This window comes from Rhodococcus sp. 7Tela_A2 (assembly GCF_049311045.1).
Lineage (GTDB): Bacteria > Actinomycetota > Actinomycetes > Mycobacteriales > Mycobacteriaceae > Rhodococcus.
Window position 1 is genome coordinate 36,923 of record NZ_JAXION010000004.1, and the last position, 24,731, is coordinate 61,653.

The 24,731-nt window shown below is 68.4% G+C and carries 25 protein-coding genes; 6 read left to right on the top strand and 19 right to left on the bottom strand.

What is annotated here, in order from left to right:
• The first annotated feature begins 24 nt into the window (after positions 1–24).
• Entirely contained in the window at positions 25–1,158 is a 1,134-nt protein-coding gene (locus TVH25_RS01585; protein ID WP_206037053.1) for an Mrp/NBP35 family ATP-binding protein, read from the top strand.
• 76 nt (positions 1,159–1,234) lie between these two features.
• Here TVH25_RS01585 and tatB read toward each other — a convergent pair whose 3' ends face one another.
• The 4 genes from tatB to sigE form a co-directional block, all read right to left on the bottom strand.
• Complete coding sequence (gene tatB, locus TVH25_RS01590; RefSeq protein WP_169621646.1) at positions 1,235–1,630, bottom strand: Sec-independent protein translocase protein TatB; 396 nt, start codon at positions 1,628–1,630, stop codon at positions 1,235–1,237.
• 81 nt (positions 1,631–1,711) lie between these two features.
• Positions 1,712–3,265: a trypsin-like peptidase domain-containing protein gene (locus TVH25_RS01595; RefSeq protein WP_422423210.1), complete on the bottom strand. Its 1,554-nt coding sequence runs from the start codon at positions 3,263–3,265 to the stop codon at positions 1,712–1,714.
• Between the two features lie 115 nt (positions 3,266–3,380).
• Positions 3,381–3,755 carry a zf-HC2 domain-containing protein gene (locus TVH25_RS01600; RefSeq protein ID WP_169621644.1) on the bottom strand — a complete coding sequence of 125 codons (375 nt, stop codon included), beginning with the start codon at positions 3,753–3,755 and terminating at the stop codon, positions 3,381–3,383.
• A 16-nt stretch (positions 3,756–3,771) separates the two neighbouring features.
• The gene (gene sigE / locus TVH25_RS01605; RefSeq protein ID WP_296551714.1) at positions 3,772–4,407 is read right to left on the bottom strand and encodes an RNA polymerase sigma factor SigE; all 636 of its coding nucleotides are present in this window, start codon (positions 4,405–4,407) and stop codon (positions 3,772–3,774) included.
• A 284-nt stretch (positions 4,408–4,691) separates the two neighbouring features.
• On the opposite strand from sigE, the gene TVH25_RS01610 reads away from it, so the two are divergent.
• Positions 4,692–5,327: an O-methyltransferase gene (locus TVH25_RS01610; RefSeq protein ID WP_169652606.1), complete on the top strand. Its 636-nt coding sequence runs from the start codon at positions 4,692–4,694 to the stop codon at positions 5,325–5,327.
• Between the two features lie 66 nt (positions 5,328–5,393).
• Here the strand turns inward: TVH25_RS01610 and glgC are convergent, their stop codons facing one another.
• Positions 5,394–6,608 (bottom strand): glucose-1-phosphate adenylyltransferase, encoded by a 1,215-nt coding sequence (gene glgC, locus TVH25_RS01615; RefSeq protein ID WP_169621642.1) that lies wholly within the window; start codon positions 6,606–6,608, stop codon positions 5,394–5,396.
• Positions 6,609–6,742: 134 nt separating this feature from the next.
• On the opposite strand from glgC, the gene TVH25_RS01620 reads away from it, so the two are divergent.
• Positions 6,743–7,081: a metal-sensitive transcriptional regulator gene (locus TVH25_RS01620; RefSeq protein WP_296551716.1), complete on the top strand. Its 339-nt coding sequence runs from the start codon at positions 6,743–6,745 to the stop codon at positions 7,079–7,081.
• Positions 7,082–7,146: 65 nt separating this feature from the next.
• Entirely contained in the window at positions 7,147–8,319 is a 1,173-nt protein-coding gene (gene glgA, locus TVH25_RS01625; RefSeq protein ID WP_169652605.1) for a glycogen synthase, read from the top strand.
• Here the strand turns inward: glgA and TVH25_RS01630 are convergent.
• The 10 genes from TVH25_RS01630 to dapE form a co-directional block, all read right to left on the bottom strand.
• A complete protein-coding gene (locus tag TVH25_RS01630; RefSeq protein ID WP_422423211.1) occupies positions 8,306–9,193 on the bottom strand; it encodes a putative RNA methyltransferase in 888 nt (295 codons plus the stop codon). The genes glgA and TVH25_RS01630 overlap by 14 nt on opposite strands.
• Positions 9,194–9,294: 101 nt before the next feature.
• Complete coding sequence (locus TVH25_RS01635; protein ID WP_006554284.1) at positions 9,295–9,462, bottom strand: DUF3117 domain-containing protein; 168 nt, start codon at positions 9,460–9,462, stop codon at positions 9,295–9,297.
• Between the two features lie 97 nt (positions 9,463–9,559).
• Positions 9,560–10,189, bottom strand: coding sequence for a DNA-3-methyladenine glycosylase I (locus TVH25_RS01640; RefSeq protein WP_169621638.1), 630 nt, complete (start codon positions 10,187–10,189; stop codon positions 9,560–9,562).
• Complete coding sequence (locus tag TVH25_RS01645; protein WP_169621637.1) at positions 10,186–10,635, bottom strand: DivIVA domain-containing protein; 450 nt, start codon at positions 10,633–10,635, stop codon at positions 10,186–10,188. The genes TVH25_RS01640 and TVH25_RS01645 overlap by 4 nt, the downstream gene beginning before the upstream one ends.
• Positions 10,636–10,694: 59 nt before the next feature.
• The gene (locus TVH25_RS01650) at positions 10,695–11,612 is read right to left on the bottom strand and encodes a glucosyl-3-phosphoglycerate synthase (RefSeq protein ID WP_169621636.1); all 918 of its coding nucleotides are present in this window, start codon (positions 11,610–11,612) and stop codon (positions 10,695–10,697) included.
• On the bottom strand, positions 11,609–12,550 hold the full coding sequence (gene folP / locus TVH25_RS01655) for a dihydropteroate synthase (protein ID WP_296551724.1): 942 nt from the start codon (positions 12,548–12,550) through the stop codon (positions 11,609–11,611). Before folP ends, TVH25_RS01650 begins: the two co-directional genes overlap by 4 nt.
• Positions 12,551–12,602: 52 nt before the next feature.
• On the bottom strand, positions 12,603–14,387 hold the full coding sequence (locus tag TVH25_RS01660; protein ID WP_422423212.1) for a long-chain-acyl-CoA synthetase: 1,785 nt from the start codon (positions 14,385–14,387) through the stop codon (positions 12,603–12,605).
• Between the two features lie 98 nt (positions 14,388–14,485).
• Positions 14,486–15,052 (bottom strand): TIGR00730 family Rossman fold protein, encoded by a 567-nt coding sequence (locus tag TVH25_RS01665; protein ID WP_169621634.1) that lies wholly within the window; start codon positions 15,050–15,052, stop codon positions 14,486–14,488.
• Positions 15,046–15,855: a TIGR00730 family Rossman fold protein gene (locus TVH25_RS01670; protein ID WP_422423213.1), complete on the bottom strand. Its 810-nt coding sequence runs from the start codon at positions 15,853–15,855 to the stop codon at positions 15,046–15,048. The genes TVH25_RS01665 and TVH25_RS01670 overlap by 7 nt, the downstream gene beginning before the upstream one ends.
• A 10-nt stretch (positions 15,856–15,865) precedes the next feature.
• Complete coding sequence (gene dapE, locus TVH25_RS01675; RefSeq protein WP_169652602.1) at positions 15,866–16,942, bottom strand: succinyl-diaminopimelate desuccinylase; 1,077 nt, start codon at positions 16,940–16,942, stop codon at positions 15,866–15,868.
• 98 nt (positions 16,943–17,040) lie between these two features.
• Here dapE and dapD point away from each other — a divergent pair, with 98 nt between their 5' ends.
• Both dapD and TVH25_RS01685 read left to right on the top strand, forming a co-directional pair.
• Complete coding sequence (gene dapD / locus TVH25_RS01680; RefSeq protein WP_422423214.1) at positions 17,041–17,994, top strand: 2,3,4,5-tetrahydropyridine-2,6-dicarboxylate N-succinyltransferase; 954 nt, start codon at positions 17,041–17,043, stop codon at positions 17,992–17,994.
• 77 nt (positions 17,995–18,071) lie between these two features.
• Positions 18,072–19,406, top strand: coding sequence for an amino acid permease (locus TVH25_RS01685; RefSeq protein WP_169652689.1), 1,335 nt, complete (start codon positions 18,072–18,074; stop codon positions 19,404–19,406).
• Here the strand turns inward: TVH25_RS01685 and TVH25_RS01690 are convergent.
• From TVH25_RS01690 to TVH25_RS01705, 4 genes are all read right to left on the bottom strand, one after another.
• Positions 19,375–20,940 (bottom strand): substrate-binding domain-containing protein, encoded by a 1,566-nt coding sequence (locus TVH25_RS01690; RefSeq protein WP_422423215.1) that lies wholly within the window; start codon positions 20,938–20,940, stop codon positions 19,375–19,377. The two genes, TVH25_RS01685 and TVH25_RS01690, sit on opposite strands and share 32 nt — an antisense overlap.
• A gap of 155 nt (positions 20,941–21,095) precedes the next feature.
• On the bottom strand, positions 21,096–22,301 hold the full coding sequence (locus TVH25_RS01695) for a PucR family transcriptional regulator (protein ID WP_296551727.1): 1,206 nt from the start codon (positions 22,299–22,301) through the stop codon (positions 21,096–21,098).
• Between the two features lie 208 nt (positions 22,302–22,509).
• Positions 22,510–23,961 (bottom strand): acyl-CoA synthetase, encoded by a 1,452-nt coding sequence (locus tag TVH25_RS01700; RefSeq protein ID WP_422423216.1) that lies wholly within the window; start codon positions 23,959–23,961, stop codon positions 22,510–22,512.
• Between the two features lie 43 nt (positions 23,962–24,004).
• Entirely contained in the window at positions 24,005–24,700 is a 696-nt protein-coding gene (locus TVH25_RS01705) for a rhomboid family intramembrane serine protease (RefSeq protein ID WP_422423217.1), read from the bottom strand.
• Between the last annotated feature and the right edge of the window lie 31 nt (positions 24,701–24,731).

The following is a 24,731-nucleotide window of genomic DNA, read 5'->3' on the forward strand; positions in this document are numbered from 1 at the left end:
AGGCACCCACCTACCATGGGCGTCATGGCAGTCAGTGAGTCCGACGTCCGCAGTGCACTCGCCCGGGTACAGGATCCCGAGATCCGGAAACCCATCACCGATCTCGGCATGGTCAAGAGCATCGAGATCCGCGACGACAGCAGCGTCGATATCGAGGTGTACCTGACCACCTCGGGATGCCCGATGCGCACCGAGATCACCGATCGCGTCACCAAGGCGGTCGCCGACGTGGCGGGAGTCGGCCCGGTCCGCGTCACCCTCGACGTGATGAACGACGAGCAGCGCACCGAACTACGCAAGTCCCTCCGCGGTGACTCCGCCGAGCCCGTCATCCCGTTCGCCCAGCCCGGATCGCTGACCCGCGTGTATGCGGTCGCGTCCGGTAAGGGAGGCGTCGGCAAGTCGTCGGTCACCGTGAACCTCGCGGCGGCACTGGCCGCACGCGGCCTGTCGGTCGGTGTCCTCGACGCCGACATCTACGGCCACTCGATCCCCCGCATGCTGGGCACCTCCGCGAAGCCGACACAGGTCGAGCGGATGATCATGCCGCCGGTCGCGCACGACGTGAAGATGATCTCGATCGCGCAGTTCACCGAGGGCAACACCCCGGTCGTGTGGCGCGGCCCGATGCTGCACCGCGCGCTCCAGCAGTTCCTCGCGGACGTGTTCTGGGGCGACCTCGACGTGCTCCTTCTCGACCTGCCCCCGGGCACCGGTGACGTGGCGATCTCGGTGGCCCAGCTGATCCCGGGTGCCGAGATCCTGGTCGTGACGACCCCGCAGCAGGCCGCGGCCGAGGTGGCCGAGCGTGCAGGCTCGATCGCCTTGCAGACGCGCCAGCGCATCGCGGGCGTCGTGGAGAACATGTCGTGGCTCGAACTGCCGGACGGGACGCGCATGGACGTGTTCGGCACCGGTGGCGGCCAGGCCGTCGCGGAGCGTCTCACCCGCGCCGTCGGGGCCACAGTGCCCCTGCTGGGCCAGATCCCGCTCGACCCCGCCGTCCGTGAGTCCGGTGACGCCGGAACGCCGATCGTGCTGTCGGCTCCGGAGTCGGCGCCTGCGATCGCGATGTCGGAGATCGCCGACAAGCTCGCGGTGCGCAAGCGTGGACTGGCCGGCATGTCGCTGGGAATCGACACCACCCGGCACCTGTAAACGCACACGGTCGCCCCCCCCGCGGTTCGGCCCGCCGGGGAAGAACCGGGCCGGGGAACTCAGGCGGAGTGACGACTCACGTCGCGTCCGGATCGATCGGGGGCCTCTCGTCGCGTGCGAGGGGCTTCGTCAGGTTGGGCGTCGAGGGCGACGATCCGTTTGCCGGCGCACCCGGTGTCTTGCCCATGTCGTTGAACAGAGAACCGTCACCGTCGAGCAGGTGCTTGGTGATGACGGCCTTGGGGGTCATGCCGCGGAGTTGGTTGAGTTCGGCGAGCGGCTGACGGAAATCGTCGAACTCCGGACCCAGCTCTTCCTTCAGCTGATCCCGTGCGCCCGAGGCGTAATCGCGCACCTGTCGCAGTGACTTGGTCACCCACGAGACAGCACCTGGCAGCCTCTCGGGACCGAGCACCACGAGGGCCGCCACGAGGAGGACTACGAATTCACCCCAACCGATGTTGCCGAACACGGGTCAAGACTACGTGTTTCCCGCCGGAATTCAGCGCGAGCGGGCTCAACTCACACCGGAAGCACCTCCGGAACCGGTACGTCAGTCCGATTCCGGGGTGACCTCGATGTCCACGAGGCGTCCGCTCCGGACGATCTGGACGGTCACGGGCTGGTCGATCTCCTGAGCGTGCACCGCGACCACGAGCTCGTCGGCGGTGGTGACCTCGCGGTCGCCGACCCGCACGATCACGTCGCCCTCGACGATTCCCGCACGCTGTGCCGGGCTGTTGCTCTGGACGTTCGCGACCTCTGCCCCGCTGGCGACCTCGTTGACCACCGAGCGGGCATTGACACCGATCTCCGGATGGCGCATCTCACCGTTGCGGATGAGTTCCCCCGCCACTTCGGTCACGTCGTCGATGGGGATTGCGAAGCCGAGACCGACGGACCCGCCGGTTTCGGACTTGATCGCGGAGTTGATGCCGATGACGCGACCTTCGATGTCGACGAGCGGCCCACCGGAGTTACCCGGATTGATAGAGGCATCGGTCTGGACCGCGTCGATCACGGCGTCGGTGTCGGTGCCCTGGCCGCTCAGCCGCATGGGCCGGTGCAGCGCGCTGACGATGCCGCGGGTGACGGTCTTGCTCAGGCCGAGCGGGGAACCCACGGCGACGACGTCCTCACCGACCTGCACGTCCTCGGATCGCCCGAGTTCGGCCACGACCAGGTTGTCGACGTCCTTGACCGCAAGTACCGCCAGATCCGTCTTGATGTCGCGTCCCACGACCGTCGCGGGGACCTTGGTGCCGTCGTCGAAAGTGACCTGAACCTTCGCGTCGGGATTGGTCGCCGCCATGGAGATGACGTGGTTGTTGGTGACGATGTATCCGGCCCCGTCGATGACGACGCCGGAGCCTGTTCCTGCCTCTTCACCCATGGTGACCTGAATGGACACGACCGACGGCAGAACGGCGTCGGCAACCTGCGCGACGGTCCCGGCGGGCACTTCCCCGTCCGACGCGACCTGAGACAGCGACACGCCTCGGCTGGTGAGTGAGCCGTTGTCGGACGTCACCACCGCCACGGCCAGCCCGCCGACGACCGCGATCGCGAGTGCGAGCGCTGCGAGGGAGACCAGGGCGCGGGGCTCGACGCGACGGTCGAACAGGACCTCACGCAGAGTCAGCTTGGGGGCCGGCGGCAGATCCTCTTCGTCCTCCGCTTCGAGCGGCGCACCGAGCCGGACGGCGGAGTCGGGGTCGCGCCACGGGTCGGACGGGACCGGCTCGTCCCCGGAGCCGTCGTCGGGTGTGGAGGGCGGCCGCTGCAGCGTCTCGTCCGCCGCGTCCGGCTTTCCGTATGCCTCGGCGAGGATGGCGTCGGTCGGCGGGGCGTGCCGGATTTCGGGTTCGGACGCCCGCGCGCCGGGTGTCGTCCCGAAGGGGCCCTCGGTACCGGCCGGTCGCCCGAAGACGCGCTCGGCGGCGGGGTCCACCCTGGGCCGGTACACCGGTCGCGGGTCGAGACGCGGCGCGTCGGCGGGGCGCTCGATGGCGCCGTTCGCCTGTTCCTGCCTTCCGGACGAGGCGTCCGGAAGGTCGGTGTCGTCGCTCGCGCGTCGGCCGTTGTGCTCCACAGAATCCGCGGTCACGCGTACCCGTCTCCCCCGTGTAGGTCCGTCACAGAGCCCAGTATCACCGATGGCCTCGGGTGCCCTGTGATCGACCGGTCTCCGACCGGCCGGGCTGTGGTGACCTTCCTGCCGATCACCGCCTGCGACGGATCGCCCATCGCCGCGCTGCGAACCACGCCTCGGACTGCGCTGCGTCGACCTCGGGGGCCTTTGCGCCGTTCCGGGTCCGATCCGCTCCGGGGACGTCGAAGAGGTGGCTGGGGATGCTGCAGAGTGCGCCCCGGAGGGAACTCGACATCTCGGGTGCGTCCTCGGCGGCGGCACGCAGGGCGCGACGGGCCTGCTGCTGCGCCTCGACCTCGGCCGCGCACTCGGGGCATTCCGCCAGATGCTGTGCAGCCCGAAGGTACGGCGCCATCCGGAGTTCGCCGTCGACGTACGCGGCAACCGCCTCGCTAGCCAAGTGCTCCGTGGAACCGAACCTGCGAGGTGGCTGCACCATCGTCATCAAAACCTCCCGGCGGCTACCCCGCATCGACGCGAACGACTTCGGCCTTCCCATTCTCGCGCAGGTACTCGCGGAGTGCCTGGCGACCTCGGTGGATGCGACTGCGCACCGTCCCGAGTTTCACCCCCAGTGTGGCACCGATTTCTTCGTAGGACAGACCTTCGATGTCACAGAGCACCACCGCTGCGCGGTACTCCGGACCGAGCGAATCCAGGGCGGATTGCAGGTCGGCGCCGAGTCGCGCGTCGTGGTAGATCTCCTCGGGGTTCGGCCCTTTGGCCGGGACCCGATCGTAGTCCTCCGGCAGCGCTTCCATCCGGATGCGGTTCCGGCGACGCACCATGTCGAGGAAAAGGTTGGTCGTGATGCGGTGGAGCCAGCCCTCGAACGTGCCGGGCTGGTAGTCCTGCAGTGAACGGAAGACACGGATGAACGTGTCCTGGGTGAGGTCTTCGGCGTCCTGTGCGTTACCCGAGAGCCGGTAGGCCAGCCGATAGACGCGGTCGCCGTGCTCGCGGACGAGTTCGTCCCACGAGGGCATGGACGCACGATCTCCCGTCGCGTCGAACACCGCGGTTCCGCTCAGGTCTTCCAGGGAGGCTTCGTCGAACGGGACGGCATCGGGCGGGAGAACGGTGCGGGATTCGGGCATGTGGATCGCTGGATCCTCCTCTTCGGGACCGCTACGCGGAACAGTGGTGGAAAGTTCAACATCCGGGCCCTGAGGTTTGTTCCTCACCACTAGGGTCCCATGAGGCCTACTCCACCGAAGCTCCGTGTCCTGCCGGCCTTCGACTTCGTGACCCGAGTCTTTCCTATGGGGATGTGCTGGTCGTGTGAGTTACCTGAAACGAAGCTGAGAAAACATCGCCACATCCTTGCCCACATCTGCGAGCCTGCCCGCACAAACATCCCGGCGCGGATAGCCTCGGTCTCGTGCAGACCAATGCAGACCGCATTTTGACCCACGCGGAGAACATCGTCGTCGAGGACGAACAGCTCGCCGTCGCGCGGGAACGCGCCGAGGACCTCGGCGCGGATCCGGTGTCCCCGTCGGTGGGGGCTGCTCTCGCGATGTTCGCCCGCATGCTGGACGCGAAGACCGTGGTGGAAATCGGTACAGGTGCGGGAGTGAGCGGGCTGTGGTTGCTGCACGGCCTGCGCGAGGACGGCGTCCTCACCACGATCGACAGTGAACCCGAACATCAGCGGGCTGCCAAGCTCGCATTCCGCGATGCCGGTGTCGTCGCTTCCCGCACGCGGCTCATCAACGGCCGTGCGCTCGACGTACTGCCGCGACTGGCCGACTCCGGCTACGACCTGGTGTTCGTCGACGCCACCCCGTCGGACCACCCGCACTACGTTCGCGAGGGCGTGCGTCTGCTGCGGCCGGGCGGCGTCATCGTGCTGCACAACGCGCTGCTCGGCGGCCGGGTCGCCGATCCGTCCGCACGCGATTCGACCGTGCTGGCCGTCCGAGAGGCAGCACGGGCCGTCTCGGACGACGAACGGCTCGCTCCGGTGGTCCTGCCGCTCGGAGACGGGCTCCTGTGCGCTGTGCGGCTCAGCTGAGCCCGACGGGCCGCACGACTCCCGGCCCGTCGGGTCGCACCGGCCCGCGGAGTCGCACAGCTCCGGTCAGATCCACACGCCCTTGCCGACGGCGACCACGCCGCCGCCGCTGACAGCGAATCGTTTACGGTCGCGCTCGAGGTCGACGCCGATGATCTCGCCGTCGCCCACCACCACGTTCTTGTCGAGGATCGCGCGTCGCACCACCGCGCCCTTGCCGATCCGGACACCCGGCATCAGCACGCTGCCCTCGACGGTGGCGCCGTCCTCGACCATGACGTTGGAGCTGAGCACCGAATTGCGGACAGTGGCGGCGGACAGGATGCTCCCAGCACCCACGATCGATTCCTGGGCGAGACCGCCCTGGACGAACTTCGCGGGCGGCAGGTTCTCCGCGGCGCCGCGGATTGGCCAGCGCCGGTTGTAGAGGTTGAAGATCGGGTGGACCGACACCAGGTCCATGTGCGCGTCATAGAAGGCATCGAGCGTCCCGACATCGCGCCAGTAGGCCCGGTCGCGTTCGGTCGCGCCGGGAACGACGTTGTCGTTGAAGTCGTAGACGTGTGCGACGCCGTCGGCGACGAGTGCCGGAATGATGTCGCCGCCCATGTCGTGATCGGAATCGGGGTTCTCGGAGTCGGCACGCAGCGCTTCGACCAGAACCTTCGTCGAGAACACGTAGTTGCCCATGGAGGCGAAGGTGACATTGGGGTCGTCGGGCGTCCCCGGTGGGTGCGCAGGCTTCTCGAGGAACTGGGTGATGCGGCCCTGCTCGTCGCTGTCGATGCATCCGAACGCGAAGGCTTCGTTGCGCGGCACCCGGATACCCGCCACCGTGACACCGGCTCCGGACTCGATGTGCTGACGCACCATTTGCTCGGGATCCATCCGGTACACGTGGTCGGCGCCGAACACCACGATGTACTCGGGGTCCTCGTCGTAGACCAGGTTGAGCGACTGCAGGATCGCGTCGGCGCTACCGGTGTACCAGCGCGGTCCGAGTCGCTGCTGGGCCGGCACCGGGGTGATGTACTCCCCGGTGAAGCCCGACAGACGCCACGTCTGAGAGATGTGGCGGTCGAGGGAATGCGACTTGTACTGCGTGAGTACGCAGATGCGCAGGTAACCGGCGTTCACCAAGTTGCTGAGCACGAAGTCGATCAGGCGATATGCGCCCCCGAAGGGCACTGCCGGCTTCGCACGGTCTGCGGTCAGAGGGTAAAGACGCTTACCCTCGCCGCCGGCAAGCACGATTCCAAGCACATGTGGCTGGCTCCTCACACGCCCAACCTATCGGTCGCCCAACACTGCCGCCAGCGAAGCGTGATCTCCGTCCCGCCCGGCGAGAGGTTCCGGACACGAGCGCACAACGTCCAGCCAGGGTATATACCCCTCTGGGGTATAGAATGGGTGTTATGAACGACTCACTTATCCCGGTGACCGAGACCACCGAGGACGGCGGCTCCTGCCACACCCACGGCTACATCGGCGACAAGAAGAAATATCTCGCGCGCGTCAAGCGGATCGAAGGGCAGGCCCGGGGCATCCACCGCATGGTGGACGAGGAGCAGTACTGCATCGACATCCTCACCCAGATCGCTGCGTTGACCAGCGCCCTGGAAGGCCTCGCACTCAACCTGATCGACGATCACCTGCGGCATTGCGTCGTGGACGCCGCGAAACTCGGAGGCGAGGAAGGCGAGGCGAAACTGGCGGAAGCATCGGCCGCGATCGCGCGCCTCGTGAAGTCCTGAACCGCATTCGCGCCTGCGCCGGGGATCGATTGGCTGTAACTCGAACGGCCCGATAGTTTGAGGCGATGCAGGTGGCGATGATGACGCGGGAATATCCGCCGGAAGTGTACGGCGGTGCGGGTGTTCACGTCACCGAGCTCGTCGCGCAGCTCCGGAGACTGTGCACTGTGGACGTGCATTGCATGGGCGCACCCCGCGACACCGCGACCGTGCACGCGCCCGACCCCGCGTTGGCAGGGGCGAATCCCGCTCTGACGACGCTGTCGGCAGAGCTGCGAATGGTTCACGCGGCCGCGGGCGTCGACGTCGTTCACTCGCACACCTGGTACACCGGTCTCGCCGGGCATCTGGCAGCCGAACTCTACGACGTGCCGCACGTACTGACCGCGCACTCGCTCGAACCGCGCCGGCCGTGGAAGGCCGAGCAACTCGGCGGCGGTTACCGGATCTCCTCGTGGTCGGAACGCAACGCCGTGCAGTACGCCGACGCGATCATCGCGGTGAGCGAAGGCATGAGGCTCGACGTCCTCGACGCCTATCCGTTCGTCGACCCCGCTCGCGTGCACGTCGTGCGCAACGGGATCGACACGACGACGTGGCATCCCGGCCCGGCCGAACCGGGGACCGAGTCGGCGCTGGAGCGCATCGGGGTCGATCCCGATCGTCCGATCGTCGCCTTCGTCGGGCGTATCACGCGGCAGAAGGGCGTCGGGCACCTGATCGCCGCGGCGCATCACCTCGACCCCGACATCCAGTTGGTGCTGTGTGCGGGCGCCCCCGACACTCCCGAGATCGCCGCCGAGACCGCACGTGCCGTCGCCGAACTCCAGGCGGCACGCGGGAACGTCTTCTGGGTACAGGAAATGCTTCCCGTCGAGTCGGTGCGGGAAATCCTCTCCGCCGCGCGCGTGTTCGTGTGTCCGTCCGTCTACGAACCGCTCGGCATCGTCAACCTCGAGGCGATGGCATGTGAGACCGCCGTGGTGGCGTCGGACGTGGGCGGTATCCCGGAGGTCGTGCAGGACGGCGTCACGGGCGTCCTGGTGCACTACGACTCGTACGAGCCGCAGGCGTACGAGCGGGCGCTCGCCGCAGCCCTCAACGAGGTTGCCGGCGACGCGGCCCGTGCCGCCGAGTACGGCCGGGCAGGTCGCGACCGCGCCATCTCCGAGTTCTCGTGGGCGCAGATCGCCCGGCAGACCCTCACGGTCTACCAGGGTGTGATCAACCGCCCCTGACAGCCGTTTCGCCGTGCCCGCCGGGCACCGTCACGTCGTCCCGCCGGGTCCATGTCGACACCGTGACGGACACGGTGACCTCGAACGGGTCCGGGAGCGCTGCCAGCAGGTCCGTGCGCTCCGGGGCGGACAGGTGATGGGCCGAGGGGCCCATTCCCGCCAGGTCCGCGAGTGCTCGACGCGGCAACGCCGCGGAGAACTGCACGGGAATCCGCGCGGTGCGCTCGAACAACCCCGACAGCGCCGCCGACAACCGTTCGGTCTTGTGCTCGTCGACGCTGACCATCCCCGGCAGCGACACGAGTTCGCGCAGGTGTTCCGTCGTGGGCGTCGCCACGACGAGGACACCGCCGGGCGCGAGTACCCGATGACTCTCGGCAGCGTTCCGCGGCGCGAAAATCGACAGCACGTGGGTGAGCGACCCCGACCGCACGGGTAGCTGCCGCCACACGTCCGCGAGCACCGAACCCGCGCGTGGGTGAGCGCGCGCGATACGCCGGACGGCGGGTTTGGATACGTCCAGTCCGATGCCCCGCGCGGCGGGCAGGGCGTCGAGGACGGTTGCGAGGTACTGGCCCGTTCCGGCGCCGACCTCGAGAATGCGGGAGTCGTCGCCGGCGGCACTCGTGCACGCGGACGCCACGGCAGTGCGGACGGGGTCGTAATACCCCGTGTCGAGAAAGTCGCCGCGCGCCGCGATCATGTCGGCGGTGTCGCCGGTGAACGGCGTGGCGGATCCGGTGAGCAGAGAGACGTAACCCTGGCGCGCCACGTCGAAGCTGTGGCCGCGTTCGCACAGCACCGCGGCATCGTCGAGATCCATCGAACCGTCGCAGTGCGGGCACGCGAGAAGGTCTATGACGGCATCGAGCACGCGGACTCCTCACCCGTTCCCGGTACGGACAGCTCCGGGCCCCCGCCGCCCCCCCGCGCCCGGGCCGGGGGGGGGGCCCGGGTTGCCCGAAGAGGGGCCGATCAGCTGGTGACACTCTTGAGTTCGTCGCCGAGGGCCGCAGCCTCTTCCGGCGTGAGCTCGACGACCAGACGTCCGCCGCCCTCGAGTGGAACCCTCATGACGATTCCTCGTCCCTCTTTGGTTGCTTCGAGGGGACCGTCCCCGGTCCGGGGCTTCATGGCCGCCATCCTCTGCTCCCTCCAAATCTGCACCCGACCGCCGGGCGCGTGGGTTACCGTGTGGTTGCACCACCGACCTCGATGATGCGCGCTATCCCATTCTTCCCTATTGCGGTGTGCGTCGGGTAGCTGACTCCGCCGTAAGGGCCGGTCGTGCCCCTTCTCGGGCCTGCGACACCCAGCACCCGGCGAGGTGATCATCGACCATTCCGGTGGCCTGCATCAACGCATATGCAGTGGTGGGGCCCACAAAACGTAGTCCGAGTCGCTTCAGTTCACGGGCCATTGCGGTGGACTCCTCCGTGACCGCCGGAATCGATTCGACACTTTTCGGACGTCGCGCGCGCCGCGCGGGTGCGGGCGCGAACGACCACAGCAGAGTGTCGAGATCGGTGGGCAGTTCGAGGATCGCTCGTGCGTTCGCGATCGTCGCTTCGATCTTGCGGCGATTGCGGATGATGTCCGCGTTCGCGAGCAACCGGTCGACATCCGTTTCGGTGAAGCGGGCGACGACATCGACGTCGAAGCCGGCAAAAGCTTCACGGAACGCCGCTCGCTTCCGCAGGATCGTCAGCCACGACAGGCCCGACTGGAATGCCTCGAGGGCGAGTCGCTCGAACAGCGCGTCGCGGCCGTGGAGTTCGCGCCCCCACTCCTCGTCGTGATAGTCGCGGTAAATCGTGCTCCCCGGGCGGTCGACAGCCCACGGGCACCGCACGAGTCCGTCGTCGTTCACGGCTTCTCCGGGTGGTCGACGACGCGGACTTCCTCCGTGACCGCTTCGTCGCCGGACGCGTCCCCGGCGCCGTCGTCCTCGGTGTCGGCGGTGTCCTCGATGTCGGCGGCGTTCTCGGGCGCCGCGTGCAGCTCGGGCGCGGAGTCTTCCCCGGGCAGCGGCTCTCCGGCGGTCCGTGCGAGTTCGGCACGCAGATCGTCGATTTCGCGGGCGAGCCGGTCGAGGGCCCAGTCGACCTCGCTCATCTTGTAGCCCCGCCACGTCTGCTGGAAACGCAGGTCGCGCACGTCCGTGCCGGTGACGTCGGCTGCCGGGAGCACCGTCGTCGTCGTGCCGGGCGGGATCGGCGCGAGAACCTCGCTTCGGCCGAACACAGCGGAAGCGATGAAGAACAGCACGGCGCCGACAACCACCATGACGACCACGTACACCAGAACCGTCACCATGTACCGATCTTGGCACGACCCGCCGGCGGCTTCGAGGTCGGCGGGCCGTGCGAAGAAGATCAGCCGGTGATGGTCTTCATCGGCGGACGGTCCTCGAGGTTCACATCGGTGTCGAACGACACGAACGACTCACCCTCGACGAGGAACTGGGTCAGCGGTGCCCCCGAGTCGGGGATTCCGCACCGGCCGAGCATCGTGCCGACGATCTGCCGGCTCATTGCGCCCAGCTCGGACAGCGGCCGGTTGCGGTGCTTACGCACACCGAGGTTGACCTGCGCGATCGCGTTCAGTCCGAGGCGGTCGTAGGTGTCGAGCAGCAGCCCGATCTCCACGCCGTACCCGGGCGCGAACGGCACCGCCTCGAGCAGTTCCCGAGTGCCGGCGTATTCACCCCCGAGTGGCTGGAGCACGCAGGTCAGCTCGGGTCGCAGCGCCGCGAGGAGCGGCCGGGCGACGAGTTCGGTGACGCGTCCTCCCCCGTTCGAGTCCTCTCCCCCGGCGACCCGGAGGGGACGGCGGTAGTAGCCCTTCACCAGATGGATGCCGTCGCCGAGCAGGAGCGGTCCGAGCAGTTTCGGTACGAACGCCGGATCGGGGTTGATCAGGTCGGAGTCGACGAACGCGATGAGGTCGCCGGATGTGCCGGCGAGCGATCGCCACAGCACTTCTCCCTTGCCCGGTGCCGGGGCGAGTCCGGGTACTGCTTCCTCGCGGGAGACGACGCGCGCTCCCGCGGCACGCGCGCGGGCCGCGGTCTCGTCGGTCGATCCGGAATCGAGCACCACGAGCTCGTCGACGAGTCCGCCGAGCAGCGGGTGGATGGTGTCGATCACCCCCGCGACGGTTTCCTGCTCGTCGAGCGCGGGCAGCACCACGGTCACGGTGCGTCCCGCCTTGGCCCGTTCGAGTTCGGCGACGGTCCATGTCGGCTGGTCCCAGCTGTTCGCCTCTGTCCAGATGCGAGTCGGTGCGCTCATGCCAGCCCCCTCACTGTGCGGGCCGGCGGACGAGTGCCCGCGATGGCCGCCACCATATCGACCACCCGGCGGGTGGCCGCGACCTCGTGTACCCGGAACATTCTCGCTCCTGCTGCTGCGGCCAATGCTGTCGCTGCCAAGGTGCCCTCCAACCGGTCTTCGAGTTCGACACCCAGAGTCTCGCCTACGAAGTCCTTATTGCTCAGCGCCATAAGCACAGGCCACCCGCTGTTTACAAGAACTTCCACGCCCCGCAACAGAGCGAGCCCGTGATAGGTGTTTTTCCCGAAATCATGGGTGGGATCGATGAGGATCGAATCGGTCGCGACACCCGCTCGCGCCGCGCTCTCGGCCGCCGCGACGACCTCGCCGGTCACCTGCGCGACGATGTCTTCGTACCGGACCCGGTGCGGCCGGGTACGCGGGATCGCGCCCCCGGTGTGCGAGCACACGATGCCGGCGCCGAGTTCGGCCGCGACCTCGACGAGCTGCGGGTCGGCCCCGGCCCATGTGTCGTTGATGAGGTCGGCGCCCTCGGCGACCGCGCGACGCGCCACCTCGCTGCGCCACGTATCGACGCTGATGAGCACGTCCGGGTACCGCTCGCGGATCGCAGCCACGAACGGGACGACGCGGCGGATTTCCTCCGCCGTGTCGACCACGTCACCGGGGCCGGCCTTGACCCCGCCGATGTCGACCAGGTCGGCACCCTCGGAGACTGCCCGGTCGACGGCCGCGAGCGCCGCGTCGTCGCTGAAGGTGGCGCCGCGGTCGTAGAACGAGTCCGGTGTGCGGTTGACGATCGCCATGACGAGTGCGCGATCGGTCGCGACAGGACGCCCGCACAGCGTCGGCGGTAGAGGTCCCGGAGGGGTCGGGACGTCGTCGCCGGGTGTGACGGGCGGATGCTCGGGAACATCGACAGCGGAGCCGCTCATGCCTTCATCCTGACACGAGCACCGATTCGGGCCCTCCCGGTGTCCGGCCCGTTCAGGGCTTCGGCAGATCCCCTCGTGCCACCCCGTCGACGTACCCCTCGAAGATCGGCGCAAAGCCTTCGCTGCGGCTCGCGAGGACGAACAGCTCGTCCGACCCGATGTCGGTGTACCCCTGCTCGCGCAGGTCCACCTTGCGGCTCTTGAACGTCGACGTGTACTCGAGTTCCTCGACGACCCGGACGAACAGCGGGACCGCGTATCCCGGCAGGGAACGATGCAGGGACTCCGCGAGCGCGGCACCGTCCAGTTCCGCGCCTTCCTTCAATGTCACTGCTGCCATGCCCGCGCGTCCGTCCGTGCCCGGCACCTCGACGCCGTAGACGACGACACCCGAAACCGAGTCGTGCGACGAGATCGCACCCTCCACCTGCGTGGTCGCGACGTTCTCACCCTTCCAGCGGAACGTGTCACCGAGCCGGTCGACGAAGGCGACGTGCATGTAGCCCTGGCTCCGGACGAGGTCGCCGGTGTCGAACCACACGTCACCGTCCCCGAACCCGTCACGGACGAGCTTGGATTCGGTGGCGTCGGGGTCGGTGTACCCATCGAACGGTGCACGGTCGGTGATCTTCGCGAGCAGTAGCCCGACCTCGCCGCGCCCCACGCGAACCAGTCGTCCGTTCGCGTCTCGCCGGGCCGAACCGGTCTCCGGGTCGTACTCGACGACCGCGTACGGCAAGGGGCATACGCCCGCGGTGCGCGGCTGGTTGAGCGCGTTGATGAAGGCGATGTTGCATTCGCTCGCGCCGTAGAACTCGGCGACCCGGTCGATGCCGAAGCGCTCGGTGAATTCGTCCCAGATCTCGGCTCGGAGGCCGTTGCCGACCATCAGCCGGATGCCGTGGTCGCGATCGCCGGGGCGCTCGGGCTGCCCGAGCAGGTAACGGCAGAACTCACCGATGTAGATGAAGGCCGTCGCCCCGTTGCGCTCTGCGTCCTCCCAGAACTTCGACGCCGAGAACTTCTTGCCGAGAGCGAAGGTCGCACCCGCACCGAGCACCGACGACAGCGCGACCGTCAGCGCGTTGTTGTGGTAGAGCGGCAGGCAGCAGTAGAGGGTGTCGTTGCGGCGCAACCGGACCCCGAGACTGCCCAGTCCCGACATGGACTTGAGCCAGCGGAAATGGGACATCCGGCTCGCCTTGGGCAAGCCGGTGGTTCCGGAGGTGAAGATGTAGTACGCGATCTCGGACGCCGAGAGCGTCTCCGTCACTGCCGGGTTCGCCGAGTCGGCGTCCGCGGCGAGTGCGTCGAGTTCGGCGAGACGCATCACCGAGCCGGCCTGCGGTTCGGAGTCGAGAGTCTCGAGGGCCTCTGCGCATTCTTCGTCGACGACGAGAACGCGGGAGTCGAGCAGCGACAGGCTGTGCTCGAGCACCTCGCCGCGCTGGTTGTTGTTGAGCATGCCTGCCGCGGCACCGAGTTTGACGGTGGCGAGCGCGAGCAGCAGCGCCTCGGGCTTGTTCTCCATGAGAATGCCCACGACGTCTCCGGTGCGCACACCTTGCGCCGTCAGGACGTTGGCGTAGCGGTTCACCTGCGCGTTGGCTTCGCCGTAGCTCAGGGTGTCGCCCTCGAACCGCAGGAACGGGCTGTCGGGCCGGCGGGCGGCCTGCTTCTGGAACACCGATCCGATGGTCTCCCGCGCACTCGGCTTCCGGGTCATCCCAACGGCGCCGCGCAACAGACTCGGCAGGTCGGGGAGCATCCCGGGCAGCGCGGCCACAAGACCGGGAAGGGAGATGGTCGATGTGCTCTCGGCGGGGGCGGTTTTCACTGGCGGATCCTCACTGCGACGTCGGGTCTGTCGGGACTACGGCGGCAACGCCTCCCGAACTTACCGGAGAGTAGGGAACGAATGGTCGATTCGGTCCCTCAGTGCTCCCCGCTCGACTCCGCACATCGGTCCAGAGCGTCCTCCAGATCGGACGTGACGTGAAGCCCGTCGAGCGCGCGTCGCGCCACGAAGCCCGTGTCGACCATCGACTCGAGCCACGTGAGGAGTCCGTCGAAATGCCCGAGCGGGTCGAGCATCACGACCGGTTTGTCGTGCATACCCAGGTACCCGGCGGTCCACGTCTCGAACAGTTCCTCGAGCGTGCCGATGCCGCCGGGCAGCGTCACGAACGCGTCGGCGCGATCCTCCATGATGCGTTTGCGCTCCCGCATCGTCTCCGTGACGATCAGTTCGTCGGCGTCGACGTCCGCCACTTCCCGGTGCACCAGCGCCTTGGGGATCACGCCGACCGTGTGAGCACCCGCTTCACGGGCCGCCTCGGCGACAGCGCCCATCATCGACACGTTGCCGCCGCCGGATACCAGCTGCCACCCGCGCCGGCCGATCTCCGTTCCCAGTGCCGAGGCGAGCTCGAGGTACTTGCGGTCGACCGGTCCCGACGCGCAGTACACGCACACCGATACCCGCCGCGGTTCGCTCACCACGACGTCTCCTCTCCGAACAGCAGGGTCTCCTCGTTGCCGCGATGTGCCTCGCGGATGATCCGGACCGCCTCGTCGACGCTGTCGGTCACCGACAGCAGATCGAGATCCGACTCGAAGACCTTCCCCTCCCGCACCATCGTCGCCCGCAGCCAGTCGACCAGCCCCGACCAGTACTCGGTGCCGAACAGCACGATCGGGAAACGGGTGATCTTGCCGGTCTGGACGAGTGTGAGCGCCTCGAACAGCTCGTCCATGGTGCCGAAGCCGCCCGGCAGGCACACGAAAGCCTGTGCGTACTTGACGAACATCGTCTTCCGCGCGAAGAAGTACCGGAAGTTCAGGCCGAGATCGACCCAGTCGTTGAGACGCTGCTCGAAGGGGAGCTCGATGCCGAGCCCGATCGAAAAGCCCCCGGCTTCGCATGCGCCGCGGTTCGCGGCCTCCATGACCCCGGGGCCACCGCCGGTGACCACGGCGTACCCCGCCTCGACGAGCGCTTCACCGAGCCGCCGCCCGACCTCGTAGTCGGGATGGTCGACGGGAGTGCGGGCCGAACCGAACACCGCCACCGCGCGCGGCACCTCGGCCAGTGCTCCGAAACCTTCGATGAACTCGCTCTGGATGCGCAGCACCCGCCACGGGTCGGTATGCACCCAATCGGACGGGCCCCGCCGGTCCAGCAACCGCTGATCGCGGGTCGTGGTGTCGCGGGCGCGCTCGCCGCGCAACTGAACGGGGCCACGCTGCACGACATCGTCGCGCGAGCCGGCCCGATCGGAGGAAGAATTGTTGTCTCCGGGCATGACGGCAACGCTATCGCGTCAGGTAGTCGCGCAGAACGGTGGTGACGTCGGTGATGCGCTGAACCTCGACGTGCTCGTCGCGCTTGTGGGCGAGATTCGGGTCGCCCGGACCGTAGTTGACCGCCGGTATCCCCAGCGCCGCGAAGCGCGCCACATCCGTCCAGCCGTACTTCGCCCGGAACTTGCCACCGGCAGCGTCGACGAGGGCCGCCGCAGCCGGGTGGGACAGGCCCGGAAGCGCGCCGGGCGACATGTCGGTCGTTTCCATCGTGATCGGGAGGCCGGCGAAGACCTCCTCGACGTGGGCGAGCGCATCGTCGGGACTGCGGTCGGGCGCGAATCGGAAGTTCACATCGAGTTCGGCCGCGTCGGGAACCACGTTGCCCGCAACGCCACCGCCGATACGCACGGCCGACAGTCCCTCGCGGTACACGCACCCGTCGATATCGACCGAGCGCGCCTCGTAGCGTGCAAGCCGCTCGAGCACCGGAGCGAGCTTGTGGATCGCGTTCTCCCCCAGCCACGACCTCGCGGAATGCGCGCGGACACCGTCGGCCGTGATCCGCACCCGCAACGTGCCCTGGCACCCGGCTTCGATCTCGCCGCCCGTCGGTTCGCCGAGAATCGCGACGTCCGCGTCCAGCCAGTCGCGCAGGTCACGCTCGATCCGTCCGAGACCGTTGTAGGTCGCCGCGATCTCCTCGCAGTCGTACATGACCAGGGTCAGGTCGTGCGCCGGGTCGGCGATCGTGGCCGCCAGATGCAAGAACACCGCGTCGCCGGCCTTCATGTCCGAGGTGCCGCAGCCCCACAACACGCCACCGTCGAGGCGGGAGGGCACGTTGTCGGCGATGGGCACGGTGTCGAGGTGCCCGGCCAGCATCACCCGGCTCCCGAGCCCGCGGTGGGTACGGGCGAGCACGCAGTTGCCGCTGCGCACGACCTCGAACCCGTCGGTCTGCTCGCGCAGCGCCTTCTCGACCGCATCGGCGATGAGCGTCTCGTCCTGCGACACGCTCGGAATATCGACGAGGGCGGCGGTCAGTTCGATCGGATCGGCATGCAGGTCCAGGTGCGGTACGGCCATACGTGAACGATACGGAGCACGGTGTCTCCCGCGCGGGCCGCGTCGGGTTTCCCAGGGCCTGATCGGCCCGATCCTGGGCTCAAGTACGATTCTCGACCGTGAGTGCACACGGAGCAGCAGCAGTAGGCATCGCGAACATTGCGGCCGACGGGACCGTTCTCGACACCTGGTATCCGGCGCCCACGCTGGGCGAATACGCCGAAACGGGAACGGTGCGGCTCGAGGGCACCGACATCCCGTCCGCCTGGGCGCGGGGGCCGGGCGCCGCCGCGGCGGGGGCGGTTACCCTGGGGGGGGGCCCCACCACGATCGCAGATCTGTCCGCGCCGCCGGTCGACACGCACGACGTGTACCTGCGTCTGCACCTGCTCTCCCACCGCCTGGTCAAGCCGCACGGACAGAGCCTGGACGGCATCTTCGGGTTGCTCGCCAACGTCGTGTGGACCAACTACGGCCCGTGCGCGGTCGAGAACTTCGAGACCGTCCGATCGCGTCTGCGCATCCGCGGACCCGTCACCGTCTTCGGTGTCGACAAGTTCCCGCGCATGGTCGACTACGTCGTGCCGACGGGAGTCCGCATCGCCGACGCCGACCGCGTGCGACTGGGCGCCCATCTCGCCTCCGGCACCACCGTGATGCACGAGGGCTTCGTGAACTTCAACGCCGGCACTCTCGGAAACTCGATGGTCGAGGGCCGGATCTCCGCGGGAGTCGTCGTCGACGACGGTTCCGATGTCGGTGGCGGCGCGTCGATCATGGGCACGCTGTCCGGTGGCGGCAAGGAAGTCATCTCCGTCGGCAAGCGTTGCCTGCTCGGCGCGAATGCCGGTGTGGGCATCTCGCTCGGCGACGACTGCATCGTCGAGGCCGGCCTGTACGTCACCGCCGGCACCAAGGTGACGGGCCCGGACGGCACGGTCGTCAAGGCCAAGGACCTGAGCGGAGCGTCGAACCTGCTGCTCCGCCGCAACTCTGTGAGCGGTGCCGTCGAGGTCGTGCCCAACAAGGGCACCGGCGTCGAACTGAACGCCGCACTGCACGCCAACGACTGAGGAAGATAGTGAGCCAAGTTCCACAAACGGACGATCCCGAGGACCTCGGGAGCGGACTGAAAGTCCGGCATCTGACGATGATGGGACTCGGCTCAGCGATCGGTGCCGGACTGTTCCTCGGGTCCGGCGTCGGTATCCAGGCGGCCGGCCCGGCCGTGCTCGTCTCCTACATTCTCGCCGGCATCATGGTCATCTTCGTGATGCGGATGCTCGGCGAGATGGGCGCTGCTCTGCCCGTCAGCGGATCGTTCTCCCACTACGCCCGCATCGGTATCGGCCGCTGGGCCGGCTTCTCGATGGGCTGGCTCTACTGGTTCATGCTGATCATGGTGCTCGGCGTGGAGATCACCGGTGCGTCGGCGATCGTGCAGTCCTGGTTGCCGGGGGTGCCGCAATGGACGGTCGCGCTGGTGTTCGTGAGCTTCTTCGCGGTCATCAACCTCGCCCAGGTCGCGAATTTCGGTGAATTCGAATTCTGGTTCGCCGCGCTCAAGGTCGCTGTCATCATCGGCTTCCTGATCATCGGCGTCCTGCTGGTGTTCGGGCTGCTCCCGGGGACCGAACCGGTGGGGACCGAGCATCTGCTGGGCGACGGCGACGGATTCGCACCCAACGGCATGGCGGGAATCGCGGCCGGCCTGCTCGCGGTCGCCTTCGCGTTCGGTGGCATCGAGATCGTGACCATCGCCGCGGCCGAGTCCAAGGATCCCGAGCGGTCCATCGCGGTGGCCGTGCGCACGGTGGTCTGGCGGATCACGCTGTTCTACCTCGGCGCGATCTCCATCATGGTGCTGGTCCTGCCCTGGACCACGGCGAGCGGCGAAACGTCTCCGTTCATCGCGGTGCTGGACGTCGCGGGCCTGCCCTACGCATCCGGGCTCATGGAACTCGTCGTGGTGGTCGCACTGCTCTCGGCGTTCAACGCCAACGTGTACGGCACCTCGCGGATGGCGTACTCGCTGGCCCGTGGCGGCGACGGACCGGCATTCCTCGGCAAGCTCACCCACCGTGGTGTTCCGCGCAACGCTGTTCTGCTTTCGGTGTTCTTCGGCTTCGTGAGCGTGCTGCTCAACTGGTTGCTGCCCGACACCCTGCTGGAGATCCTGCTCAACGCGGTCGGGTCGGCGCTGCTGGCCATCTGGATCTTCATCGTGGTCGCGCACCTGCGGTTGCGGCGACGGTTCGAGGAAGAGGGAACGCTGCGGCTCCGCATGTGGGCCTTCCCCTACCTGAGCTGGTTCACCCTGGCGATGTTGATCGGCTTCATCGCCCTGATGCTGTCCGACAGCAACGCTCGCGTTCAGCTCGCGTCGACGTTCGTCCTGTTCCTGTTCATCACCGCACTCGGTTTCCTGTGGCATCGCAGGCAGGACGCACGGGTCAGCGACGACTTCGGTCTGCCAAGGCACTGACGAGGATCTGGGCCAGTTCGCTGGGGTCGCCCGCCAGGTAGCTCGAGCCCCCGGTTGCCGTCGCGATCTCGGCGAGAACGTCTCCGTCGGCGGTGTCGGTCACTCCGACGGTCAGCACCGGTACGGGCCGGGCGGGGTCGCGGAGTCGGCCCAGAGCGGCGAGAAGTTCGTCCTTCCCGATCCCGCCCGGATCATCGTTCCCTCCGTCCGTCACCACGATCACGCTGTTGACGGCTCTCGGGTCGTATCCGGCCTGAGCCGTACGGAAGGCCTCGAGCACGGTGTCGTAGAGCGCCGTACCGGTGCCGGTGGAGTCGGGAACCCACTTGTCGAGCGAGGTCACGATCTCGCGCTGGGTCTCGCTTCCGATCATCGTGTCGAAGCGGCGAACGGGCGCGATCTCCACGTAGTCGCGTCCCGGGACGCCGATGTCGCTGGCGAACATCCACAGTCCGGCAGACACGCTGTCAGGGAACACGTCGTCGGCGGCCTGCGCGGCCTGCGCCACGAGTTCGAGCGGGGTGGTGCCGTCCACCGGCCGCCGCATCGACTCCGAGACGTCCACCACGATCAGGGTGCGCACCGGCAGCGCGAGCAGAGTCCAGGTTCGCATCGCCTCGCTCATGATCGCGTCGTCCTGAAGCTCGAGCACCGGGACGGTTCCCAGTCCGCGGATATCGGGCAGTGCGTGTCCTACTCCGTCACGGAAGCCTTCGCGCGACAGGATCGCGCGCGCATCCGCCGCGTGCAGCGCGTCGGCGAGCGCCGCGCCGGTGCGCGCCGCACGTGCGTTGCGGTCCGGGTCGGGTGCGGTCACCACGATCGGATAGTCGACCATCACGGTGCCGTTCTCCGGTATCCACACGTCGAGGTCCCGCTCACGGGTCCGGCGGTGCACCTGCACCTGCTGCTCGGTGGTCACGATGACGTCCTCGCCCTCGATGCGCTCGAGTGCCGCCTGACCGGTCGGCGGTTCCTCTCGGCGTGCACCCTCACGCTGAGCGTGCACGGCGAGCGCCGAGCGCACGGTCCCCACGGCGACCGGGTTGTCGGCGGTTTCGGCGAGGGCAGCCCGGATCACGGCTGCTGCCGTACCCGTGCGCAGGGGGTTACCGAGGTCGAGGCCGGCGAGACCGAGTGCCGACCGCCAGTTGGGGGCTACCGGCACGGCGTCCGGGGCACCCGCGAGAACCAGCGGCGACGTCGCGAGCGGAAACGAGATCGTTCGCACCGAACCGGCAGCGTTGTCCTGGGCCCGTCGCGCCCACCATCCCCCTTCGGGGATCCACAGGTCGGGCGCGCCGGCCCCGGTTCCCAGCCTGCTCGCGACGTCGCCGGGTTCCTCCGCGGTGATCTCGAAGGCCGCGCATCCGGTGTCGGCACGAGCGAGCGCCTCACCGACCGCGGGAGCCAGCGCAGGCGCCACCGCAAGCGCGTACTCGTCCGTCGTGGAGCATCCGATCCCCCATTGCCCCGACACGAACGACAGCGCCGCGACGGCCAGTGCCGCCACCACGATCCCCACCAGAACCATTCGCGCACGATCGGAATTTCTCCGACGCCGCGACGTCGCGCCGGGTTCGTCCGTCACGTGTTCCCCTCCCGCCACGATCGGCCGTCCACCCCGACCCGTGTGAACTAGGCCACATGGTATCGGGTGAACTTCCGATGCGTAACGAGACGGTGAGGTCAGCTCGCTTCGGGATACAGCCCTTCGAGCCTGCGGGCGATCAGAGCGGCCTGCAACTGCCGCAGGCCCGACGGCCGGGTGGGATCGAAGCCGGTGAGCTGCGCGACCCGCTTGAGGCGATAGTCGACCGTGTTGGCGTGCACGTGCAGCGTGCGCGCCGTGAGCTGCCGGCTGAGATCGTGCGCGATGTGCGTCTCGAGGGTCTCGACGAGTTCTGCGGCGTCGTCGAGCGGTTCGAGCACGCGGGCGAGATGCTTACGCGCCGGGCCGGGCCGGGTGAGCTGATACTCGAGGGCGAGGTCCGCGATGCTGTAGGCCCCCGCCGGCCGGCCCAGGCGGCGCACCAGATCGAGGAGTTCGTGCGACTGTTTCGCGGCCGACGGGATCTCCGGAACCTCCGCGTGGACGAGCGCGACGGTCACCTCCACCCCCGCGACGGTGCCGATCCGCTCCCGGAACTCGTCGATGAGTGCGGTAGCCGACGAACCGGGCAGCAGGACGGTGCCGCCCTCCGGGCCGAGCAACGCCAGATGCTTGCCTTCGCACAGCGTTTCGAGTTCGATCTCGACGCGGCGCAGGGTGCGGCGCGCCACCACCTCCGGCCGGACGTGGGGATTGCGTTCGTCGGGGTGCCGCGCAAGCGAGACTGCAAGAACCGTGTAGCCGTCGGCGAGCTCGAGACCCGAGCGTTGCGCGACCGATGCCGCGTCCTGTCCGCTGAGCAGCGCGGTCACCAATTCCTGGGCCGCGACATCGCGTTCACGCCGAATGGCGTCGAGTTCCGCGACGAACCCGGTGGTCGCGGCTACCGTGACCTTTTCGAGCAGCGCCATCCACAACCGTGACGCGTCGGCGACCGCGGCGACGTCGCCCTCGCGGGCCTTCTCGGTGACGAGTTCCCAGCCCAGGCGGATGCCCTCGTGGTAGATGCGCAGCATGTATTCGAGACGGAACCCGGCGCGTGCCCATTGCGCGGCGCTGCTGCGCAGGTCGGCAAGATCCGAGTCCGACGGCAACTCTCCGGCGTCGAGCAGATGGATCGCGATACGAAGACAGCGGACGGTGACCTCGGTGACGTCGCCTCGCAGCGACTCGCCAGGGCGCAGCGAACACGGCGCGACATTGTCCGCGAAGTGCGCCACGAGCTTGCGCGCGACGGCGGGCAGATCTCGCAGCGGTACCGACGCAGGCTTCCCGTCGACCACGAATCTGGGAACCTCGCTTTGACGACCGCCACCCCGGCCGTGCTCCGCTATACGGATCTGATCCGTTACAGACATCCCTCGAACCCCCATCGAAGTAACAAACCTATATACCGTGCAGTAGAGAATCCGCCTCGTACCGCGGCATGCGCAACCCCTGGGGCGTCTTTTCTATGATCCGGAGTCGCACGAAACGCTGTACGACCGGCGGTCACGGGGCGTCGGACGCCAGTTGCTTCTTCTGCACCTTTCCCATCGCGTTACGGGGCAGCGCGTCCACGACACGCACCTCGCGCGGGCGCTTGTGAACCGAAAGTTGTTCTGCAACATAGCTTATCAATGTGTCTTCGTCCACCTCCGGGCCCGAGGGCGCGGGGACGACGAACGCCACGATGCGCTGCCCCAGGTCGGCGTCGGGCAGGCCCACCACGGCCACCTCCCCCACCGACGGATGGCCGAGAAGCACCGTCTCGATTTCTCCGGCGCCCACCCGGAAACCGCCGGATTTGATCAGATCCGTCGACTCGCGGCCCACGATCCGGTGGAAACCGGCGTCGTCGACGACCGCCACGTCGCCTGTGACGAACCACCCGTCCTCGGTCCAGGAGGCGGCCGTCGCGTCGGGCCGGTTCAGGTAGCCGTCGAACAGCATCGGCCCACGCACCTGCAGGACGCCGATGCTCTCGCCGTCGTGCGGCACGTCGGCACCGTGCTCGTCCCGCAGTCGCGTCTGCACGCCCGCGACCGGCGTCCCGACCCAGCCGGGGCGGCGCTCACCGTCCACCCGAGTACTCAGGGTGAGCATCGTCTCGCTCATGCCGTACCGCTCGATGGGCGTCAGGCCCGTCAGCTCCCGCAGTTTCTCGAACACCGGAACCGGCAACGGGGCGCTCCCGGAGACGAGCAGGCGGGCACCGCTCAGCGCGCGGGCCGACTCCTCGTCCTGCACGATGCGCGACCACACCGTCGGAACACCGAAGTACAGGGTGCCGCGTGCGCGTGCGTACGCCTCCGGGGTGGGACTACCCGTGTGGATCAGGCGGCTACCGATCCGCAGCGGGCCGAGCAACCCGAGCACGAGACCGTGGACGTGGAACAACGGCAGGCCGTGCACCAGCGTGTCGCGGTCCGTCCAGTCCCATGCCTCGGCGAGCGCATCGATCCCGGCGGCGATCGCGCCGCGGCTGAGCAGGACGCCCTTCGGCGCACCCGTGGTACCCGAGGTGTAGAGCACGAACGCGGTGCGACGCGGCGACGGTTCGGGCACGTGGTGCCAGTCGCGGGCGTGGAGTCGCACGGGGAGCACCGGGAGTTGCGGCACCTCGGGGTGCTGGGTGTCCGGAGCGGCGCCGACCCACGCCTGAGCGCCGGAATCCTTCAGAATGTGCGACAGTTCCGCCGGTCCCGAGTCCGGCGGAACCGGCACGACCGTCACCCCCGCGAGAAGGCAGCCGACGATCGCGACCACGGTCGTCGCGGTGGGGTGCGCGAGCACCGCGACCCGCTCGGCCCGCTCGGCCCGCGCGACCCTCGCCGCGAGCGCGGTTCCGGCACCGAGGACGTCGCTCCGGGAGAGGGTGTGGCCGTCGATGCGGACGGCGTCGGGAATGTCGTCGCCGCGAGCGACGGCCAGTGGATTCAGCGAACGGAGGAGTGCAGACACACGCGACAGGATTCCATACCTCCCGGCGGCACCGGCACTCTCGTCACGACGTGACGCCGCCGAGCGACCCCGAGTTGAGCACCGCCGGACGCCGGGGCGGCAGCACCGTTCCGAGCACGGCGCCGAGCAGCATCCCGATCAGCACGGCGACACCGTGGGCATCGTCGAACGCCACGAGCACCACCCCGAGAAGAAATGTGGCCGAGGAGGCCAGCAGCAATCGCCGCCGCGCCCCGACCACCGGCCAGAGCCCCGCGATCGACGCGGCGAGGGCCAGGGTGGCGCCGGAGGTGCCGGCACCCACCGACGGAGAAACGAAGGTCGTGAACAGTCCCCACAGGATCTGTCCGACGACGAAGAGCGCGGCCGCGCGGTACCAGCCCCAAATCCGCACTGCTGCGATGGCGACCACCGCGAGCAGGACAAGGTTCGCGGCGGTCACGACGACACCGCCGTCCTCGACGAGCCCGGCGGTCAGCACGCGCCACCACTGTCCCCCGTCGCGCGTGCGGACCGGTTCACGCCGGAACAACTCGACCAGGGACGGCACGATCAGCCTCGTCACCGACGCCACCGCAACCACGCCCCACAGCACGAGGGCGGCCATCGGCGGGGGCCACCACCACGCGCGCGCCGCCGCGCGGGACGAGCGAGGATCGGGCATCGCGGCCAGGGCGGTGAGCGCTACGACGGCAGCGTAGAACGCCCACAGCCATGGGTCGTCGCCGGATGCACTCACGCGCTCAATCTACCGGCGATCCGGGTACGGG

Excerpts from the sequence above, each read along its gene's own strand:
- TVH25_RS01585 (WP_206037053.1), top strand. The coding sequence starts at position 25 with ATGGCAGTCAGTGAGTCCGACGTCCGCAGTGCACTCGCCCGGGTACAG.
- TVH25_RS01600 (WP_169621644.1), bottom strand. The coding sequence starts at position 3,755 with ATGACGATGGTGCAGCCACCTCGCAGGTTCGGTTCCACGGAGCACTTG.
- sigE (WP_296551714.1), bottom strand. The coding sequence starts at position 4,407 with ATGCCCGAATCCCGCACCGTTCTCCCGCCCGATGCCGTCCCGTTCGAC.
- TVH25_RS01620 (WP_296551716.1), top strand. The coding sequence starts at position 6,743 with ATGAACGACTCACTTATCCCGGTGACCGAGACCACCGAGGACGGCGGC.
- glgA (WP_169652605.1), top strand. The coding sequence starts at position 7,147 with ATGCAGGTGGCGATGATGACGCGGGAATATCCGCCGGAAGTGTACGGC.
- TVH25_RS01635 (WP_006554284.1), bottom strand. The coding sequence starts at position 9,462 with ATGGCGGCCATGAAGCCCCGGACCGGGGACGGTCCCCTCGAAGCAACC.
- TVH25_RS01645 (WP_169621637.1), bottom strand. The coding sequence starts at position 10,635 with ATGGTGACGGTTCTGGTGTACGTGGTCGTCATGGTGGTTGTCGGCGCC.
- TVH25_RS01650 (WP_169621636.1), bottom strand. The coding sequence starts at position 11,612 with ATGAGCGCACCGACTCGCATCTGGACAGAGGCGAACAGCTGGGACCAG.
- folP (WP_296551724.1), bottom strand. The coding sequence starts at position 12,550 with ATGAGCGGCTCCGCTGTCGATGTTCCCGAGCATCCGCCCGTCACACCC.
- TVH25_RS01670 (WP_422423213.1), bottom strand. The coding sequence starts at position 15,855 with ATGCCCGGAGACAACAATTCTTCCTCCGATCGGGCCGGCTCGCGCGAC.
- dapE (WP_169652602.1), bottom strand. The coding sequence starts at position 16,942 with ATGGCCGTACCGCACCTGGACCTGCATGCCGATCCGATCGAACTGACC.
- TVH25_RS01685 (WP_169652689.1), top strand. The coding sequence starts at position 18,072 with ATGATGGGACTCGGCTCAGCGATCGGTGCCGGACTGTTCCTCGGGTCC.
- TVH25_RS01690 (WP_422423215.1), bottom strand. The coding sequence starts at position 20,940 with ATGGTTCTGGTGGGGATCGTGGTGGCGGCACTGGCCGTCGCGGCGCTG.